This window comes from Glycomyces terrestris, from assembly GCF_003933745.1.
Classification (GTDB): Bacteria; Actinomycetota; Actinomycetes; order Mycobacteriales; family Micromonosporaceae; genus Glycomyces; species Glycomyces terrestris.
This window is the reverse complement of the sequence record NZ_RSEB01000004.1, coordinates 701,696-718,585: the sequence shown is the minus strand read 5'-3', so window position 1 is coordinate 718,585 and position 16,890 is coordinate 701,696. Positions and strand designations below refer to the sequence as shown.

Here is a 16,890-nt window from a genome sequence, read left to right as displayed (position 1 = left end):
CAGAGAAGCGAATCGCGTCCAGGCCCTGGGGGCAGCACCATGAGACTCACCTACCGCATCCTCGCCTTCGTCATCGCCGCCGAAGTCGCGATCCAGGCCGCCGTCATGGTGTACGCCGTGGCCGGGCTCGGCATCTGGGTGCAGGAGGGCGGCGTCCTCGACAAGGCCGTCATGGAGAGCGACGAGTTCGCGTTCCCCGAGGTCGTCGGCTTCATGCTCCACGGCATGAACGGCATGATGGTCATCCCCGTGATCGCGCTGCTCCTGCTCATCGCCTCGTTCTTCGCGAAGGTCCCGCGCGGCGTCGTCTTCGCGCTCATCGTGGCCGCCCTGGTGGCGCTCCAGATCTTCCTGGGGATCTTCGGGCACGAGGCGGCGTTCTTCGGCATGCTCCACGGCCTCAACGCGCTCGTGCTGTTCTCCGTCGCCGTCTGGACCGGCGTGCGCGCGAGGAGACCGGCGGCCGAGCCGTCGGCGGCCCAGGATGCCTACGCGTAGAGGCGTCCGCACCGCCTTCGCCGCGGCCGCCTCCCTGGCGGTCCTCGCTCCGCTCGCCTGGTTCTGGGCCTCGAGCCTGGTCCCGGGCGCCTACTCGGTCACCGACCTGGGCTACGCCGACCACGGCGGCGGGCCCGCCCACCACGCCGGCGTGTCCGTGCCGGTGGACGCCCTGGTCCCGCCCGCCGGCGCCGCACCGGACGTGTCGGTCGTCCTCACCGCCGAGCAGGGCCCGTTCACGCTCCCCTCGGGCCGCCGCGTCGAGGGCTACAGCGTCAACGGCTCGTCGCCGGGCCCGGTGATCGAGGCCGAGCAGGGCCAGCTGGTCGAGGTGCGCCTGGTCAACGAGTCGGTCGGCGACGGCGTGACCCTGCACTGGCACGGCGTCGACGTGCCGGGCGGCATGGACGGCGTCGCCGGGGTCACCCAGAACGCGGTCGCGGTGGGGGAGGAGTTCACGTACCGGTTCTACGCCGACCGGGCGGGCACGTACTGGTACCACTCGCACCAGGTCGCGCACGAGCAGGTGCGCGGCGGCCTGTTCGGCGCGCTCGTCGTCGCCCCGGCCGCCGAGGCGCGCCCGGTCGAGGTCGACGCGCTCGCCGTGGTGCACCTCTTCCCCGGCGGCCGCACCGTGAACGGCCTCGACGAGGACACGGCGGTCGCGGCCGCCCCGGGCGACCGGGTGCGCGTGCGGGTGGTGAACACCGACGCGGGCCCGATGCAGACGTGGGTCGAGGGCGCGCCGTTCCGGCTGGCCGCCGTCGACGGCACCGACCTCGCGGGCCCGGAGGAGGTCGAGGACGTGTCGGTCACCGTGACCGCGGGCGGGCGCGCCGACCTGGAGTTCACCGTGCCCGAGGGCGGCGCGCGCGTCGGACTCGGCGGCGCGGACCTGCTCTTCGGCGACGCCCCCGACGAGCCGGGCCCCGTCCCGGCGGCGATCCTCGACCCGCTCCACTACGGGACCGCGCCCCCCGCGCCCGCGCTCAGCGCCGAGGACGCCGACCGCGTGTTCGAGTACGCGATCGGCCGCCGCCCCGGGTTCCTCGACGGCCGGCCGGGCCTGTGGTGGACCGTGAACGGCGGCCTGTACCCCGACGTGCCGATGTACACGGTCGCCGAGGGCGACCTGGTGGTCATGCGCATCGCCAACGGCAGCGGCGAGGTCCACCCGATGCACCTGCACGGCCACCACGCGCTCGTCCTCTCGCGCGACGGCGTGGCCGCGACCGGGAGTCCCTGGTGGATCGACTCGCTGAACGTCGCCGACGACGAGGAGTACGAGATCGCCTTCACCGCCGACAACCCCGGCATCTGGATGGACCACTGCCACAACCTGTCGCACGTCCTCGAAGGACTGTCGGCCCACCTGATGTACGAGGGCGTCTCGACGCCGTTCACGGTGGGCGGCGACCACGGCAACCACCTCGAGTAGGCGGGCGGGGCGCCGCGGCGCCCCGCCCGGTTCCTCACCGCCGGAGCCAGACCGTGGTCTCGCCCGGCAGCTCGCCGGCGTCGAACGGGCCGCTCGCCAGCAGCACGCGGCCCTCCGGCAGCGGCAGCGTCTCGGCGCCGAAGTTCGCCACGGCCTCCCAGCCGTTCGCGCGCCGGAAGTGCAGCACCGACTCGGACGGGTACCGCACCCATTCGAGCGTCTCGTCGGTCTGGAGCTCGCGGCGCAGCGCGAGCGCCTCCCGGTACAGCGACAGGGTCGAGCCCTCGTCGCCCGCCTCGGCCTCGACCGAGAGCTTCCCGAACCAGTCCGGCTGCGGCAGGTGCGCGGGCCCGGCGCCGAACCCGAACGAGGGCCCCTCGACCGTCCACGGCAGCGGCACGCGGCAGCCGTCGCGGCCGACGTCCACACCGGGGCTGCGGAAGAACGTCGGGTCCTGCCGCGCCTCGTCGGGGATCGCGGCGACCTCGCCGAGGCCCAGCTCCTCGCCCTGGTACAGGTACGCGCAGCCCGGGAGCGCGAGCATGAGGAGCGTCGCGGCCCGCGCCCGGCGCAGGCCCCGCGCGGCGTCGAGCTCGGGCTCGGTCCCGCGCGAGAGCAGCCACGCCCGGTTGTACTTGCGCGGCTCGTCCCCGTTGGGCGGCAGGCCGTACCGGGTCGCGTGGCGCACCACGTCGTGGTTGGAGAACACCCACGTCGTGGAGGAGCCCGACGCGGCCGCCTGCTCCAGGTTGTCGGTGATGATGCTCCGGAACGCCCCGGCGTCGAAGTCGGCTTCGAGCAGGTCGAAGTTGAACGCCTGCCCCAGGCCCTCGGCGCTGGCGTAGCGGGCCCGGCGCGCGGGCGGGTTCACCCACGCCTCGGCGACCGCGATGCGCGGCGGGTCGTACTCGTTGAACACCCGCCGCCAGCCGGCGTAGATGTCGTGGACCTCGTCGCGGTCCCACAGCGGGTGCAGGCCCGTGGCCTTGTCCATGGCCTCGAGCTCGGCCTGCGAGGGCAGGTCGGCCGGGAGGTCCTTGGCGAGGGCGTGGGCGACGTCGACGCGGAACCCGTCGACGCCCCGGTCGGACCAGAACCGCAGCGTCTTGAGGAAGTCGGCGCGCACCTCCTCGCTGCGCCAGTTGAAGTCGGGCTGCTCGGGCGCGAACAGGTGGAGGTACCACTGGCCGTCGCCGACGGCCGTCCAGGCCGGGCCGCCGAACATCGAGACCCAGTCGGCGGGCGGCAGCTCGCCGTCCTCGCCGAGGCCGTCGCGGAACACGTACCGGTCGCGCTCGGGGGAGCCCTTCGGGGCGGCGAGCGCGGCCTGGAACCACTCGTGGCGGTTCGAGGAGTGGTTGGGGACGATGTCGACGATGAGCTTGATGCCGGCCCCGTGGAGGGCCGCGACCATCGCGTCGAAGTCGTCGAGGGTGCCCAGGCGCGGGTCGACGTCGCGGTAGTCGTCCACGTCGTAGCCGCCGTCGGCGAGCGCGGACGGGTAGAACGGGCTGAGCCACACGGCGTCGACGCCGAGCTCGGCGAGGTAGCCGACGCGCGAGGTGATGCCGGGCAGGTCGCCGACGCCGTCGCCGTTCGCGTCGGCGAAGCTGCGGGGGTAGATCTGGTAGACGGTGGCCTGGCGCCACCAGTCGGCGGGTGAGACCGGGTTCGGAGCAGCCATCTTCGGATGCCTTTCGGTGGTGGCGGGCCGCGCCCGCGGCGCGGACCCGAACGTTCCCATGATTAAATCCAGAGAGAAAATCAATTCGCTCCATACTGAACCCGCCGAGCCGAGGTGTCAAGGACCATGACCGAGCACGAGGACCGCACCCACCCCCAGCGGCGCCTCAACGCGGCCGCCGTCCTGGACCGCGCCTGGGACGCCGCGGCGTTCACCGCCAGCGACGTGATCTCCGCCACGGGGCTGGCGCGCTCCACCGTGATCGCGCTCTGCGACGAGCTCGTCGACCGCGGCTGGTTCGCCGAGCTCCCCAACGCCCGCGCCGCCGGCGGCGAGTACCGCAAGGGCCGCCCCGCCCGCCGCTACGAGCTCCGCGCCGACGCCGGCGTCGTCCTCGGCGTCGACGCCGGCCAGCACTGCACCACCGCCATCGCCGCCGACCTCCGCGGCCGCGAACTCGCCCGCGCCCGCACCGAGACCGACCCCGACGGCGCCGACCCCGCCGCCCGCCTCGCGGCCGCCGACGCCGCCGTCGCGACCGCCCTCGACCGCGCCGGCGCCCCGCCCGCGGCCGTCCTCTGCATCACCGTCGGCGTGCCCGCCCCCACCGGCCTCGACGGCGCCTCACCCGAAGGCGAGCAGCGCTTCTGGGAGCGCATGAACCCCGGCTACGCCGCCCACTTCCGCGCCCGCGGCTGGCTCACCGAGGTCGAGAACGACGCCAACCTCGCCGCCATCGCCGAAGGCGCCCTCGGCGCGGGCGCCGGCGCCTCCTCCTACATCGCACTCGTCTCCGGCGAGCGCTTCGGCGCCGGCTACGTCGTGGACGGCCACCTCGTGCGCGGCCGCCGCGGCGCCGCCGGCGAACTGCGCCTGCTCACCCTCGTCGAAGGCGTCGGCTCCACCCACGGCATCGGGAACCTCCTGCGCCGCTGGGCGCTCGAGGTGCGCGAGGCCGGCGACGCCGACCCCGCCAGCCCGCTCATGACCGCCCCCGCCGACCGCCTCGGCGCCGAACTCGTCCTGCGCGCCGCCGAGGCCGGGGACGGCGCCGCGCTCGCGCTGGCCGAGCGCATGGCCGAGCGCCTCGCGCGGATCTGCGCGGTCCTCGGCGGCCTGCTCGACGTGGAGCGGATCGTCCTGGCCGGCGCGGTGGCCGAGTCCCTCGACCCGGTCCTCGAACGGGCCGCGCAGCGCCTCGACGAGCTCACGCACCCGCCCGCGCCCGAGCTGGTGGCCTCCACGCTCGGGGGCGGCGTGGTCAGCCTCGGCGCGGTCACCCGCGCCCTCGAGATCGTGCGCGCCCGCGCGATGGACCTCGACCCCGTCCCGCCGCGAAACCCCCTGGGGCCCTAGCGGATCGCGGCGACGAGCTTGGTGTAGTCGCCGAACGCCCGGTCGACCGCCTCGGGGTCGAGGCCGTACCGCCCGAGCGTGTACTCGTGGTTGCGGCGCATGCCCGGCCGGGCGAGGACGTGCTCGAGGTTCCCCTCCTCGCGGGGGCTCCACGTGAGCCCGAGCCGCTCGAAGATGCGCGGCAGCTGCCCGTACGGGTCGGCCGTGAGCTGGTGGTACGACACGTCGACCATGCGCTCGGGCGGCACCCCCAGGCGCGCCAGGCGGCCCTGCTCCACCATCCACGACAGCGAGTCCAGCCACTCGCTCCCGATCTCGCGGGTGTCGTAGCGGCGGTTGCACAGCGCCGTCCCGGTCTCCACGAGGGAGCACCACGAGCCCATGACCGTCTGCGGGTCGCGGTGCGTCCACAGGATGTGCGCGTCGGGGAAGACCTTGAGGAGCGCGTCCAGGTTGTACAGGTGGAACGGCGACTTCAGCACCCAGCGCCGCGGCCGGTCGCCGGCCTGGAGCACCTGCAGGAACTCCTTGAGGTACTGGTAGTCCGGCACGAAGTCGTGCTGCGCCAGCCAGTCCCGGTAGCCGGGGAGCTTGAACCGGGTGCCCCACTGGAGGCCGTGGGGGAGGGCGAGCACGCACTCCTCGGGCGTCTCGGCGGTGCTCGGGTGGATCGTCTCCCAGATCGGGGTGATCAGGTTGACCGCCGCGGAGATCTTGCGCGCCTTCGCGATGCGCCGCTCGCGCAGCTTCGGGTCGACGTCGAACCGGTCGGCGTGGTGGAACTCCCACATCAGCGGCGCGCGGTTCCCCTCCGGCGCCGCGATCACCTTGTGCGCCAAGGTCGTCGCGGTGCGGGGCAGGCCCACCACGACGATCGGCCGGTCGATCGGCTCGGCCCCGATCCGGGGGTCCTCGGCGTGCAGGCGCCGGATCCGCAGCCGGTTCTCCATCCGCATCTGCAACTCGGAGGACGTCGCGGTCCAACCCAGGTAGGAGAGGTCGCGGACCGCCGCGAACCGGTGCAGCAGCGCCCGGTAGTCCTCGACGAACGCGCGGTCGATGTCCGCGCCGACGCCCGCGCCGGCCTCGGCCTTCCCCAGGATCCTCTCGAACGTCGCGTCCGGGTCCCGGACCGCGCGGGCGAGCGCGGGGGCCATGGCGGTGTTCAGGGGCTTGACCCAGCCGGCGACGCGGCGCATAGGGGACGTCCTCTCCTCGGGCGGCGGAACGAACGCGAGCCAGTCTCTCACAGTGGCGTTCGGACACCGCCCCGGGCGGCGGGCGGCCACCCGCCGCCCGGGCCTCAAACGCGTTCGCGCGGCACGGCAGGGGCCCCGACCTGCGGCGGCGACACCGGCGACGCGGCCGCCCGCCGCCGGGCCCGCCACCGCAGCGGCACCACCACGGCGGCGGCCGCGAGCGCGGCGATCGGCAGGAACGGCAGGAGCACGCCCACCACCACCGACAGCCCGACCAGGACCGCGAGCGCACCCCTGGACCCGGCCACGAGCCCGTCCCAGAAACTGTCCGGACCGTCGTACCCGGACTCGACCGAGGACTCCACCTCCGGTGCGGCGACGGTGAACTCGATGGTCGACAGGGCCACCCGGTCCTCGAGGTCGGCGAGCTGCTGCTGGAGCGAGGCGAGCTCGCCCTCCCGCTCGGCCAGCTCGGTCTCCAGCTCCAGGATCGCGCTCACCGAGTCGGCCTCGGCCAGCAGCTCGCGGACGCGGGCGACGCTCGCGCCCTTGGTCGCGATGTACGACTCCAGGTCGACCACGGCCTCCGTGACGTCCTCAGTGGTCACCGACCGGTGGACCTCGCTCTCGGCCAAGGCGGTGAGCCCGTCCATCGCCTCCTGGAACCGCTCGGACGGGATCCGCATCACCAGGTGCGCCCGGCCCTGCACCGAGCCGTCCACAGTGAACAGATCGCGCTGGTCGGCGCCCACGAACCCCCCGAGCGACTCGGCCAGGTTCCACGCCTCCTCCGCGACCCGGTTTGGATCGGGGTCGGCCACCTCGAGCGCCGACTCATAGATGACGTCGCGGTTCCCGGAATCGAACTGCGGGTCGGCCGCGGCGGTGGCCCCGTCATCGACCGAGCCCCCGTTCACCGCGCCCTCGTCCGCGGCCTCCGGCACGGCCTGCGAGCCGCCGCCGTCAGTGCCGGCGTCGGCGCAGCCGAACAGCAGCAGCGCCGCCGCGGCGGCCACAATGGATATCCTGAACTCACGCATATGCTGCCTCGCAAAGGGGTGGGGAGAGGTGGCGGCCAGGGATCCGCCGCCGCCTCCAATGCTCCCGACGCCGCGTAACGACCCGGAGACGAACCGCTATCGATCGGGAGGGATCCGGCACCGGCCCGGATACTGTTGCCATAGACTTGCAACAAGCGGCCCCGGACCGGGGCCGCGGGAGACCGAGGAGCACCGTTGAGCGCCGACGACACCGCCGCGGACGCCGGACCGAACCCGGGCGACACCGGCACGGCCCGACCCATCGTCCGCTACGGCGACCCCGTCCTGCACCGCCCCTGCCGCCCCGTCGAGTCCTTCGACGCCGCGCTGGCCGACCTGGTCGAGGACATGTTCGCGAGCATGTACGCCGCGAACGGGGTCGGCTTGGCCGCCAACCAGATCGGCGTCGACGCCCGCGTGTTCGTGCTCGACTGCGAGGACGCCGAGGGCGTGCGCACCGTCGCCGCGGTCGTCAACCCCGTGCTCGTCCTGCCCCCGCCGCCGCGCGAGCTCATGGTCGGCGAGGAGGGCTGCCTGTCCGTCCCCGGCCCGTTCACCGACACGCCCCGGTCGTCGACCGCCGTCGTCGAGGGCTTCGACCCCGCCGGGAACCCGGTCCGCATCGAGGGCACCGGCACCCTGGCCCGCTGCCTCCAGCACGAGAGCGACCACCTCGACGGCACCGTCTACGTCGACCGCCTCCCGGCTCGGACCCGCAAGCGGATGCTCGCCGAAGCCGGGCTCCGCTAGTCCTGTCGCACCCCGCGGGCATCATCAGCCCCATGCGATACGACGACGTGAAGACCGACCTGCGCGCCGCCTACGACGCGGGCGCCGACGCCCGCGAGGTCATGGACGACGCCCCCTGGAAGCGGTCCGAGCGCGCCCGCTTCGCAGCGCACCTGCGCCCCGGCGCCGCCCTCCTGGAGATCGGCGCCGGCCACGGGGTCAGCGGCAGGCACTTCGCCGACGCGGGCTTCGCGGTCACCTGCACCGACCTCTCCCCGGCCCTCGTCGCGCACTGCCGCGCCAAGGGGCTCGACGCCCGCGTCATGGACTTCGCGCGCCTCGACTTCCCCGACGCCGCCTTCGACGCGGTCTGGGGCATGAACTGCCTCCTGCACGTCCCCAAGGCCGACCTCCCCGCCGTCCTCGCCGGGATCGCCCGCGTCCTCGCCCCCGGCGGCCTGTTCTACTGGGGACAGTACGGCGGCGAGGACTCCGAGGGCGTCTGGGAGTCCGACGCGTACGAGCCGAAGCGGTTCTTCTCGTTCTTCACCGCCGACCGCATCGAGGCCCTCGCGCAGGAGCACTTCGCGCTCGTCGAGGCCGCCCGCATCCCCGTCGCCGGCACGATCGGCGAGTACCAGGGCCTCGTGCTGCGGAACCGGTGAGCCGCAACGGCACCGGCCGCCCCGCGGGCCCCGCTCCGGCCCGCGCCGCGCGATCGGCCCTGGGCAACCGGCCCGTTCCGGCTCTATCCTCACCTGAGACCGCCTCGCAGCGGCTCCAGGCCCGGAAGGGGGACGCGCGTTGTCAGCAGAGCGCCACCAGATCGCCGAACTCATCGCGACCGGCAACGACGGCCGCATGTACGCCACCGAGCCCGACCGGCTCCGCCGCCTCGTGCACTTCGAGCTCGCCCGCGAACCCCGGCTCCCGCAGCCCGAGCTGCGCCAGGCCGGCGTCGGCCTCATCGCCCTCGGCGACTACGCCGCGGCCCAGCGGGTCCTCGCCGCCGCCGTCGAGCGCGCCGAGACCCCGAACCAGAAGGTCGCCGCCCTCGTCAACCTCGGCGACGCGCACCGCTACCCCGGCGCCCTCGACGCCGCCGAACCGGTCTACCGCGAGGCCATCGAGCTCGCCCGCACCCGCTGCCCCGAGCTCGTCCACTACACGCTCCAGCACTACGGCAAGCACCTCATCGACGCCCGCCGCCCCCACCTCGCCGTCGACGTCCTCACCGAGGTCCTCCAGATCCGCGAACGCCTCGGCGACCCGGCCCTGATCGCCTCGACACAGGAGGCGCTGAGCCTCGCCCGCGCGGCCGTGGGGCAGCGTACGATCTGACCGCCCCGGGAACCGATGCGAAGGAGCGCCATGGCCATCGACACCGCCGACGCGAACGGGCAGGCCGCCCGCGGCCTCGCCCGCCTCTCCGGGATCCTCCGCGCCGAGGCCGCCAACGGCCTCTTCTGGGGCACCGGCCCCGCCGAGGAGGCCCGCCTGCGCCGCCTGCGCGAACTCGCCGCCGCGCTCCTCGCCCAGGTCGACCACCGGCCCTACGAGACGATCCTCGCCGCCTACGAGGCCGACACCGGCCTGCGCACCCCCATGCCGGGCACCGAGCTCCGCATCGACTGCGCCGACGGCACGCGCCTCATCCGGCGCCGCCGCCTCAGCCGCACCTCCGGGACCCTCGGCCAGCGCCTCGAGGCCGTCGCCGCCGCCCTGCGCACCCGCGCCCCCGCCGAACCGGTCGCCATCGCCGACACCGACCTCGCGGGCCTGCCCTGCCCCCACACCTACCTGCTCGTCTACGAACTCGAGACCCACCTCGACGCGGCCGACGCGGCCGCGCTCCTGGAGCCGTCCGAGCCCGACCTCGAAGGCGACGTCCCGAGCCTGAACCCGTCCGCGACGGCCGTCGCCCCCGACCGCGGCCCGCTCCCGGTCGCGCCGGTCGTCAAGCAGCTCCTCGACGCCGTCGCCGCGCTCGCGAAGGAGTCGCTCGCCGAGTCGGCGGACTTCTACGAGCGCGAACGCCAGCACCGGATCGCGGCGCTGTGCGAGGACGCCGTCGAGACCGGGGTCGAGTACCCCCGCATCGACTGCGGCGACCTCACCGCGGAGTGCGTCTCGACCGGCTGCGACGCCGCGGTATTCGACGAGGCGGGGCGCCTGCTCGTCATCCGCCGCACCGACACCGGCCAGTGGGCGGTGCCCGGCGGCGCCGCCGAGGTCGGCGAGCCGGTGGGCCTCGCGGCGGTCCGCGAGGCCTTCGAGGAGACCGGGCTCGACGTGGAGCTCACCGGCCTGTCCTGGGCGTTCGACAAGCGGGACACCAAACTCGGCGACGACCGCATGCCGATGATCATGAGCTTCACCGCCCGCGCCCTCGACCCGGCGCAGCCGCTGCGGCTCGCCGAGCTGGAGGCGTCCGAGGCCCGCTGGATCACCCGCGAGGAGGCCGAGGGCCTCGACCTGTTCCGCGGGCACGGGATGCGCATCCCGGCCGCCTTCGCCCGCCACCGCGGCGAGCGCTGACGGCCCGGGCCCCCGCCCGCCGCGCGGCGGGCGGGCCCGGACGCGGCTACCAGAGCCAGGTGGCGCAGCTCTCCTGGAGCGCCAGCTCCGCCTGCGTCTCCTCCTCGGAGCCCGCTTCGGTCGCGTAGTACCACGCGAGGTCGTCCAGGCAGGACCGCATCGACTCCGCGTCCGCGGCCTCCACTTCGAGCTCGCTCACCTGCGTCTCGGCGGCGTCGAGGTCCTCCTGGAGCTGCGCGACCTCCGCGTCGCGGTCGTCCAGCTGCGCGTTGGCGTCCTCGAGGTCGCCGCTGGTGCGCAGCCACAGCGCCAGCGACACCGCGGCCCCCGCGAACCCGACGACCGCGGCGACGGCCAGCACCGGCACGATCGGGGACCGCCGCTGCGGCGGCGGACCCGCCGCCATCATCGGCTGGGTCGGCATCGGCGGCGCCGGCTGCGTCGGCACGTACCCGGCCGGGGCGGGCGGCGCGGGGGAGTACGCCGGCGGCGCGCTCTGCGGCCCGTAGGAGGGCGGCCCGCTCTGCGGCTGCTGCGGCTCCGGATCGCCGAAACTGTAGTGCTGGGGCGGGTTGTAGTTCATGACGGGGCTCCTTCGACGGGTGTTGTTCGTCCAAGGTAGGACGAGGCTGCGAATCGCTGCGGTCACGGGACCTCTGACGACCGCCCGGCCCCGCCGGTTGCGGCTGTGACCCAACCGTGACACCGGGGTCCGACGAAACGCCGTCCCCAGCCCCTGCGCCTGCCCCGTCTCCCGCTCGGTCCCAGCCCTCGCACGCCGACAGCCCTGCCTTCGGGCCCACAACCTCCGCAAGCCCCGCTTCAGAACCACCGCCCGGTCCCGGCCCGCACGCCGGCCGCTCCGCCCTCGGGCCCGCGCCTCCGCGCGCTGGACGGCGGGCGCGGTCTTGCCGCGCCCGCCGTCCTCGTCGTGGTTTCCTTACGCGGCCTTCAGGGTCCCGCCGTCGATGACGTGGTCGGCGCCGTGGATGTTCGCCGCCCGGTCCGACAGCAGGAACGCCACCAGGTCCGCGACCTCCTCGGGCTCGCTGATGCGGCCCGACGCGATCCCGAACTGCGCCGGGATGCCCGCCAGCAGGTCCTCATGCGCGACGCCGAGCGTCTCGGCGAGCTTGCCGCCGAGGCGGTCCGCGTCGCGCCACATGGGCGAGCCGACGACGCCCGGCGAGACCGTGTTGACCCGCACCCCGAGCGGTGCGACCTCCTCGCTGAGGCGCTTGGAGAACATCGTCAGCGCCGCCTTCGCCTCGGCGTACCCGACCGGCGCGCCCGTGGGGACGCGCCCGCTCACCGACGACACGTTGACGATCGCGCCGCGGCGCTCCACGATCCCCGGCAGCGCCGCCCGCGTGGTCCAGACCGCGCTGAACAGGTTGAGGTCGAAGATCTGCCGCCACTGCTCGTCGGGCACGTCGAGGAACCCGGCGGCGACGATCTTGTCGGCATCGCCGCCGCCCACGTTGTTGACCAGGAAGTCGATGCCGCCGACCGCCTCGGCCGCGGCCTCGACGATCGCGACCGCGCCCTCGCGGGTGGACAGGTCCGCTGCGACGGTCGCGGCCGCGGCCTTCTCGAGTTCGGGGGTGATCGTGCGGGAGGCGCCGACGACGCGGACGCCTTCGGCCGCAAGGGCTTCGGTGATCGCGAGGCCGATGCCCCGGCCCGCGCCGGTGACGAGCGCGGTCTTGCCGGTGAGTCCCAGTTCCATGGTGTTCGCCTTTCATCAGGTGGTCGATTTTTGAACTCGAAGTCAAAAATCGGGATGAGAAAAACGCCCTCGAGCGAGGGCGCGGTGGTCTCAGAAGCCCGCGAGCGCGGACTCGATGATCGCGTGGAGGGTCGAGCGGTCGTGGGTGCGCGCCATGACGCGCAGCCCGAGGAGGGTGTTCATCAGCAGCAGCGCCTGCGCGTCCGGGTCCACGCCGGCCGGCACGTCGCCGTCGCGCTGGCCGCGGCGCAGGCGCTCGGCCACGAGCGCCACGTTTCTGTCGGTCATGCGCCGCACCGCCTCGGTCGCCTCGGAGTCGCGTCCGCCGAGTTCGAGCGCGGTGTTGGCGGCGAGGCAGCCGCGGCGCACCGGTCCGTCGAGGTCGACGTCCACGAGGAACTCGAGGTAGGCCCGGATGCGCTCCTTGGCCGTGCCCGGTTCGTTCAGGTACGCCTCGGTCAGCTCGGACCCGCCGCGCTCGTACAGGTCGAGGGCCTTGCCGAACAGCTCGCGCTTGGAGCCGAAGGCGTGGTACAGGCTGCCCTTGCCGACGCCGGTGGCCTCGGCGAGGTCGGCGGGGGAGGTCCCCGCGTACCCGCCGGTCCAGAACGCCTCCATCGCCTGCGCGACGACGGCCTCCGGCTCGAATTCCCTCGGTCTGCCCATGCCCCGAACCCTACCCCATTCTTGACTCATGGGTCAACAAAGGGTCCGATACCGGTCCGCCTCACCGGAATTCTTGGGGCCGAACCGGTCCGATCCAGTACGAACGGGCGGTGTCCGCTGCCTGTCTCGCCGGTTGCCGCCCTTGCCGGGCCGGGCGATACTAGAGCGGTGCTCAAACCCCTTGTGATCGCCTCCGATCTGGACGGCACGCTGCTCTCCCCGGGCGGCACGCTCTCCGAGCGGACCCGCGAGGCCCTCGCGGCCGCCCGCGCCGAGGGCGTCGCGGTCGTCGCCGTCACCGCCCGCACCCCCTACGGCGTCGACATGCTCCCCGACCTCCTCCCGCTCCTCGACGGCGCGATCTGCGCGAACGGCGCGATCGACTACGTCCCCGAGACCGGCCGCATCCGCGTCCTGCGCTCGATCCGGATCGGTCCGGGCCGCCGCGTGGCCGCGGCGATCGCCGCGCGCCTGCCCGACGCGGTGTTCGCCGTCGAGACCGGCACCGGCATCGTCGGCGAGGAGGCGTACCGGCCGCTCGTGGGCGCCTCGAACTGGGACTTCGTGCCCGACGTCGACGCGGTCTTCAAGCGCGCCAAGCGGGCCGTGAAGATCAAGGTGTACTGCGCCGGGCGCACCGGCGAGGAGATGGCCGCCGCCGTCGAGGGCGCCGACCTCGGCGGCCTGTCGATGTGCCACTGGGGCGACTTCGGGATGCTCGACTTCAACGCCCGCGGCGCCGACAAGGCGTTCGGCCTCGCCTCCTGGTGCAAGGACCGCCGGATCGGGCCCGAAAGCGTGGTCGCCTTCGGCGACATGCCCAACGACGCCCCGATGCTCGCCTGGGCCGCCCGCTCCTACGCGATGGGCGACGCCCACCCCGAGGCCGTCCAGGCCGCCACCGACCGCACCGCGACCAACGCCGAGGACGGCGTGGCCCAGGTCATCGAGGCCCTGCTCGCGGGGGACACGGCCGCCGCGGCCTGACGTCCCTTGAGGACTCCATAACTTCATCCACTGTGTCCGGATTTGCCGGAACTATCGGGACTTGTCAAATGATTGTATGATTAGGCTCCCTTTGACCGCCCCTTCGGGCTGTCGTCACCCTCGGCGGCCCGAGAACGGAACGGACACATGCATATGAAGCGAAGGCTCGTCGCCGCCGGCGTCGCGCTCGGAGTCGCCGCGGCGACCACCGGCGCCGCCGCCCTCACCGCACAGGCCGACCCGGCCGCCCCGTCCCCCGCCGCCGCCGAGCCCGTCACCTGGACCGTCGACGGACTCTCCCAGACCGAGGTCGCCGAACTGGAGCAGCTCGGCTTCGACGTCGCCCACGACCACGGCGGCGAGGCCCAGATCATCGGCGACCAGGCCGTCGCCGACGACCTGCGCGCCCTCGGCCACGACCCCGAGTTCTTCGACACCGTCTACAAGGACGTCGCCGCCACCGCCCAGCAGGAGGGCACCTACTACGGCGGCTACCGCACCGTCGACGCGATCGAGGCCCACCTCCAGGACGTGGCCGCCGCCCACCCGTCCCTCGCCCGCCTGTACGACATCGGCGACTCCTGGCTCAAGACGCAGGGCGAAGGCGGCCACGACATCTACGCCGTGTGCGTCACCGCGATCGCCGCCGGCGACTGCGAGCAGGACCCCGACTCGACCAAGCCCCGCTTCTCGCTCATCGCGCAGATCCACGCCCGCGAGATCGCCACCGGCGAGATCGCACTCCGCTGGATCGACGACCTCGTCGCCGGCTACGGCACCGACGCCGCGACCACCGACCTGCTCGACACCACCGAAGTGTGGGTCGTGCCCGTCGTCAACCCCGACGGCGTCGACATCGTCGCCTCCGGCGGCGACGACCCGGTGCTCCAGCGCAAGAACGCCAACGACTCCGCCGGGAACTGCGGCGCCCGCCTCGGCGTCGACCTCAACCGCAACTCCTCCTACGAGTGGGGCGCCGACTCCACCAACCCGTGCGCGGAGACCTACCAGGGCACCACGGCCGCATCGGAACCGGAGACGCGCGCGGTCGAGGAGTGGCTGCGCGCCCTCCACCCCGACCAGCGCGGCGAGGCCGAGGACGACCCCGCGCCCGCCGACGCCCGCGACGTGTTCGTGACCCTCCACTCCTACGGCGAGTACATCATCATCCCGTGGGGCTACACCGAGAACGCCGCCCCGAACGACGCGCGGCTGCGCGCCCTCGGCGAGGCCATGGCGGAGTCCAACGGCTACCTCGTCGGCACCAACGGCGACACCGTCGGCTACAGCACCAGCGGCACCACCGACGACATGGCCTACGGTGAACTCGGCGTCGCCGCCTTCACGTTCGAGGTCAGCCCCGACTTCGGGAACTGCGGCGGGTTCCTCCCGGCGTTCTCGTGCGTCGAGGACACGCTCTGGCCCGAGAACCGGGGCGCCCTCATGACCGCGGCCCAGGCCGCGGCCGCCCCGTACGCCGGCTGACCCGCCGGTCCCGGCGGGCGCCGCTCGCCGGGACCGGCCCGTTTCCCGAAAGCGCCGCCGCTCCCGCCGCACCCCGCCCATACTGGCCCTCCGGCACACGAGAGGGGAGCGGACCATGTCCACTGGAGACGAATCCGGCCCGAAGTCCGGCAGGGGCCTGCGCCGCCTCATCACGGCCGCCGTCATCATCGCCCTCGCCGTCTGGTTCGTCCTCGCCAACACCGAGGAGGTCGGCGTCAAACTCTGGGTCGTCAAGGTCGAGACCCCGATGTGGATCATGCTCACCGCCGTCTTCGCCGCCGGCTGGGCGGTCGGCGCCCTCCTCCGCCGCCGCTCCACCAAGAAGCGCGCCTGAACCCCGCGCCGTACGGCGACCGCCCCGCCGCCCCGCCCCTACCGCCAGTGCCATGTGACAAGGCGCTTACCGGCTTGCCCGCCCACGGCCCCGCCTCCACCGCCAGTGCCATATGACACGGCACCTACCGGCATGCCCGCCCGGGGCCCCGGCCCTACCGCCAGTGCCATGTGACACCGCCCTTACCGGCTTGCCCCCCCGGGGCCCCGCCCCCGATACTCAGACCGTGCCTGCCCCCAAGGTGATCGCCACCGACCTCGACGGAACCCTCCTCGGCCGCGACGGCCGACTCTCCACCCGCAACCAGAAGGCCCTCCAGTCCGCCCGCGAACACGGCGTCCTCACCGTCGCCGTCACCGCCCGGCCGCCCCGCGCCGCATACCGCATCCCCGAACTCGCGCCCGTCCTCGACGCCGCGATCTGCTGCAACGGCGCGGTCGTCTACGACACCGCCTCCCAGACCGCCGAACTCCTCCGCCCGGTCCCGCTCCCCGTCGCCCGCGACCTCCACGGCCGCCTCCGCGCCGCCCTCCCCGGCGCGGTCTTCGCCGTCGAGACCGGCGAGCGCCGCTTCACCCAGTCGACCTTCCACCAGGTCGGCGTCCTCCTCAACGACCCCTGGATCCTCCTCGACCCCGACGACGACCTCATCGGCGCGGCCGACGCCGTCGCCGAGCTGGTCGTCCGCGTCCCCGGTTCCACCGGCGAGGCCATGTACGAGGCCGTCCGCGACATCGACCTCCCCGGCGTGAAGCTCTGGCACTGGGGGAGCTTCCCCGAGATCGAGTGCACCGCGGCCGAGGCCGCCAAAGGCGCCGCGCTGGCGGCCTGGTGCGTTGATCGCGGCATCGGCGCCGAGGACGTGATCGCGTTCGGCGACATGCCGAACGACGTCTCCATGCTCGCCTGGGCCGGCCGCTCCTTCGCGGTCGCCGGAGCCCACCCCGACGCCGCCGCCGCGGCCACCGGCCGCACCGGCCCCGCGGCCGAGGACGGCGTCGCCCAGATCATCGAAGCGGTCCTCGACCTCACCTAGCCCGCTGCCACAGGCCTTCTCGACCGCTTCCGCTCGTCATCGAGTCCGCTCTGCCGTCGTGCCCGGCGAGGTCCGCGAGACGAGTGGCGGCCTTGACCGGCCGGCTTCCGGCCTTGACCGGCACAGCTTCCGATTTTGGCTGGACCGGCT

17 protein-coding genes are annotated in these 16,890 nt (G+C 73.9%); 11 read left to right on the top strand and 6 right to left on the bottom strand.

Going from position 1 to position 16,890, the window contains the following annotated elements; all coding sequences use genetic code 11:
• The first annotated feature begins 39 nt into the window (after positions 1-39).
• Both EIW28_RS17365 and EIW28_RS17360 read left to right on the top strand, forming a co-directional pair.
• Entirely contained in the window at positions 40-498 is a 459-nt protein-coding gene (locus EIW28_RS17365) for a hypothetical protein (RefSeq protein WP_125248941.1), read from the top strand.
• Positions 485-1,936 (top strand): multicopper oxidase family protein, encoded by a 1,452-nt coding sequence (locus EIW28_RS17360; RefSeq protein ID WP_125248940.1) that lies wholly within the window; start codon positions 485-487, stop codon positions 1,934-1,936. Before EIW28_RS17365 ends, EIW28_RS17360 begins: the two co-directional genes overlap by 14 nt.
• Before the next feature lie 34 nt (positions 1,937-1,970).
• Here EIW28_RS17360 and EIW28_RS17355 read toward each other — a convergent pair whose 3' ends face one another.
• A complete protein-coding gene (locus EIW28_RS17355) occupies positions 1,971-3,620 on the bottom strand; it encodes a glycoside hydrolase family 13 protein (protein WP_197717336.1) in 1,650 nt (549 codons plus the stop codon).
• A 126-nt stretch (positions 3,621-3,746) separates the two neighbouring features.
• Between EIW28_RS17355 and EIW28_RS17350 the strand changes: the two genes are divergently transcribed.
• Positions 3,747-4,976: an ROK family protein gene (locus EIW28_RS17350; protein WP_125248938.1), complete on the top strand. Its 1,230-nt coding sequence runs from the start codon at positions 3,747-3,749 to the stop codon at positions 4,974-4,976.
• Here EIW28_RS17350 and EIW28_RS17345 read toward each other — a convergent pair.
• Complete coding sequence (locus EIW28_RS17345) at positions 4,973-6,175, bottom strand: sulfotransferase family protein (protein WP_125248937.1); 1,203 nt, start codon at positions 6,173-6,175, stop codon at positions 4,973-4,975. The two genes, EIW28_RS17350 and EIW28_RS17345, sit on opposite strands and share 4 nt — an antisense overlap.
• A gap of 104 nt (positions 6,176-6,279) precedes the next feature.
• A complete protein-coding gene (locus EIW28_RS17340) occupies positions 6,280-7,191 on the bottom strand; it encodes a DUF4349 domain-containing protein (RefSeq protein ID WP_158630446.1) in 912 nt (303 codons plus the stop codon).
• A gap of 219 nt (positions 7,192-7,410) precedes the next feature.
• Between EIW28_RS17340 and def the strand changes: the two genes are divergently transcribed.
• The 4 genes from def to EIW28_RS17320 all read left to right on the top strand — a co-directional run bounded on the left by def (position 7,411) and on the right by EIW28_RS17320 (position 10,482).
• On the top strand, positions 7,411-7,965 hold the full coding sequence (def, locus tag EIW28_RS17335; RefSeq protein ID WP_125248935.1) for a peptide deformylase: 555 nt from the start codon (positions 7,411-7,413) through the stop codon (positions 7,963-7,965).
• Between the two features lie 32 nt (positions 7,966-7,997).
• Positions 7,998-8,609, top strand: coding sequence for a class I SAM-dependent methyltransferase (locus EIW28_RS17330; protein ID WP_125248934.1), 612 nt, complete (start codon positions 7,998-8,000; stop codon positions 8,607-8,609).
• A 139-nt stretch (positions 8,610-8,748) separates the two neighbouring features.
• Positions 8,749-9,285 carry a tetratricopeptide repeat protein gene (locus EIW28_RS17325; RefSeq protein ID WP_125248933.1) on the top strand — a complete coding sequence of 179 codons (537 nt, stop codon included), beginning with the start codon at positions 8,749-8,751 and terminating at the stop codon, positions 9,283-9,285.
• Positions 9,286-9,315: 30 nt separating this feature from the next.
• Positions 9,316-10,482: an NUDIX hydrolase gene (locus EIW28_RS17320; protein ID WP_158630445.1), complete on the top strand. Its 1,167-nt coding sequence runs from the start codon at positions 9,316-9,318 to the stop codon at positions 10,480-10,482.
• 46 nt (positions 10,483-10,528) lie between these two features.
• Here the strand turns inward: EIW28_RS17320 and EIW28_RS17315 are convergent, their stop codons facing one another.
• The 3 genes from EIW28_RS17315 to EIW28_RS17305 all read right to left on the bottom strand — a co-directional run bounded on the left by EIW28_RS17315 (position 10,529) and on the right by EIW28_RS17305 (position 12,877).
• Positions 10,529-11,065: a hypothetical protein gene (locus EIW28_RS17315; RefSeq protein WP_125248931.1), complete on the bottom strand. Its 537-nt coding sequence runs from the start codon at positions 11,063-11,065 to the stop codon at positions 10,529-10,531.
• A gap of 357 nt (positions 11,066-11,422) precedes the next feature.
• Complete coding sequence (locus EIW28_RS17310; protein WP_125248930.1) at positions 11,423-12,211, bottom strand: oxidoreductase; 789 nt, start codon at positions 12,209-12,211, stop codon at positions 11,423-11,425.
• Between the two features lie 90 nt (positions 12,212-12,301).
• A complete protein-coding gene (locus tag EIW28_RS17305; protein WP_125248929.1) occupies positions 12,302-12,877 on the bottom strand; it encodes a TetR/AcrR family transcriptional regulator in 576 nt (191 codons plus the stop codon).
• A 168-nt stretch (positions 12,878-13,045) separates the two neighbouring features.
• On the opposite strand from EIW28_RS17305, the gene EIW28_RS17300 reads away from it, so the two are divergent.
• The 4 genes from EIW28_RS17300 (at position 13,046) to EIW28_RS17285 (ending at position 16,740) form a co-directional block, all read left to right on the top strand.
• Positions 13,046-13,864: an HAD family hydrolase gene (locus EIW28_RS17300; RefSeq protein ID WP_158630444.1), complete on the top strand. Its 819-nt coding sequence runs from the start codon at positions 13,046-13,048 to the stop codon at positions 13,862-13,864.
• Positions 13,865-14,011: 147 nt separating this feature from the next.
• A complete protein-coding gene (locus EIW28_RS17295; protein WP_125248927.1) occupies positions 14,012-15,349 on the top strand; it encodes a M14 family zinc carboxypeptidase in 1,338 nt (445 codons plus the stop codon).
• A gap of 115 nt (positions 15,350-15,464) precedes the next feature.
• Positions 15,465-15,704, top strand: a complete 240-nt coding sequence (locus tag EIW28_RS17290; protein WP_125248926.1) for a hypothetical protein — start codon at positions 15,465-15,467, stop codon at positions 15,702-15,704.
• A 226-nt stretch (positions 15,705-15,930) separates the two neighbouring features.
• The gene (locus tag EIW28_RS17285) at positions 15,931-16,740 is read left to right on the top strand and encodes an HAD family hydrolase (protein ID WP_158630443.1); all 810 of its coding nucleotides are present in this window, start codon (positions 15,931-15,933) and stop codon (positions 16,738-16,740) included.
• The last annotated feature ends 150 nt before the right edge of the window (positions 16,741-16,890 follow it).

Coding starts and splice junctions, on each gene's coding strand:
- EIW28_RS17295 (WP_125248927.1), top strand. CDS start 14,012: ATGCATATGAAGCGAAGGCTCGTCGCCGCCGGCGTCGCGCTCGGAGTC.
- EIW28_RS17330 (WP_125248934.1), top strand. CDS start 7,998: ATGCGATACGACGACGTGAAGACCGACCTGCGCGCCGCCTACGACGCG.
- EIW28_RS17315 (WP_125248931.1), bottom strand. CDS start 11,065: ATGAACTACAACCCGCCCCAGCACTACAGTTTCGGCGATCCGGAGCCG.
- EIW28_RS17310 (WP_125248930.1), bottom strand. CDS start 12,211: ATGGAACTGGGACTCACCGGCAAGACCGCGCTCGTCACCGGCGCGGGC.
- EIW28_RS17360 (WP_125248940.1), top strand. CDS start 485: ATGCCTACGCGTAGAGGCGTCCGCACCGCCTTCGCCGCGGCCGCCTCC.
- EIW28_RS17305 (WP_125248929.1), bottom strand. CDS start 12,877: ATGGGCAGACCGAGGGAATTCGAGCCGGAGGCCGTCGTCGCGCAGGCG.
- EIW28_RS17345 (WP_125248937.1), bottom strand. CDS start 6,175: ATGCGCCGCGTCGCCGGCTGGGTCAAGCCCCTGAACACCGCCATGGCC.
- EIW28_RS17320 (WP_158630445.1), top strand. CDS start 9,316: ATGGCCATCGACACCGCCGACGCGAACGGGCAGGCCGCCCGCGGCCTC.
- EIW28_RS17290 (WP_125248926.1), top strand. CDS start 15,465: ATGTCCACTGGAGACGAATCCGGCCCGAAGTCCGGCAGGGGCCTGCGC.
- EIW28_RS17350 (WP_125248938.1), top strand. CDS start 3,747: ATGACCGAGCACGAGGACCGCACCCACCCCCAGCGGCGCCTCAACGCG.
- EIW28_RS17355 (WP_197717336.1), bottom strand. CDS start 3,620: ATGGCTGCTCCGAACCCGGTCTCACCCGCCGACTGGTGGCGCCAGGCC.
- EIW28_RS17365 (WP_125248941.1), top strand. CDS start 40: ATGAGACTCACCTACCGCATCCTCGCCTTCGTCATCGCCGCCGAAGTC.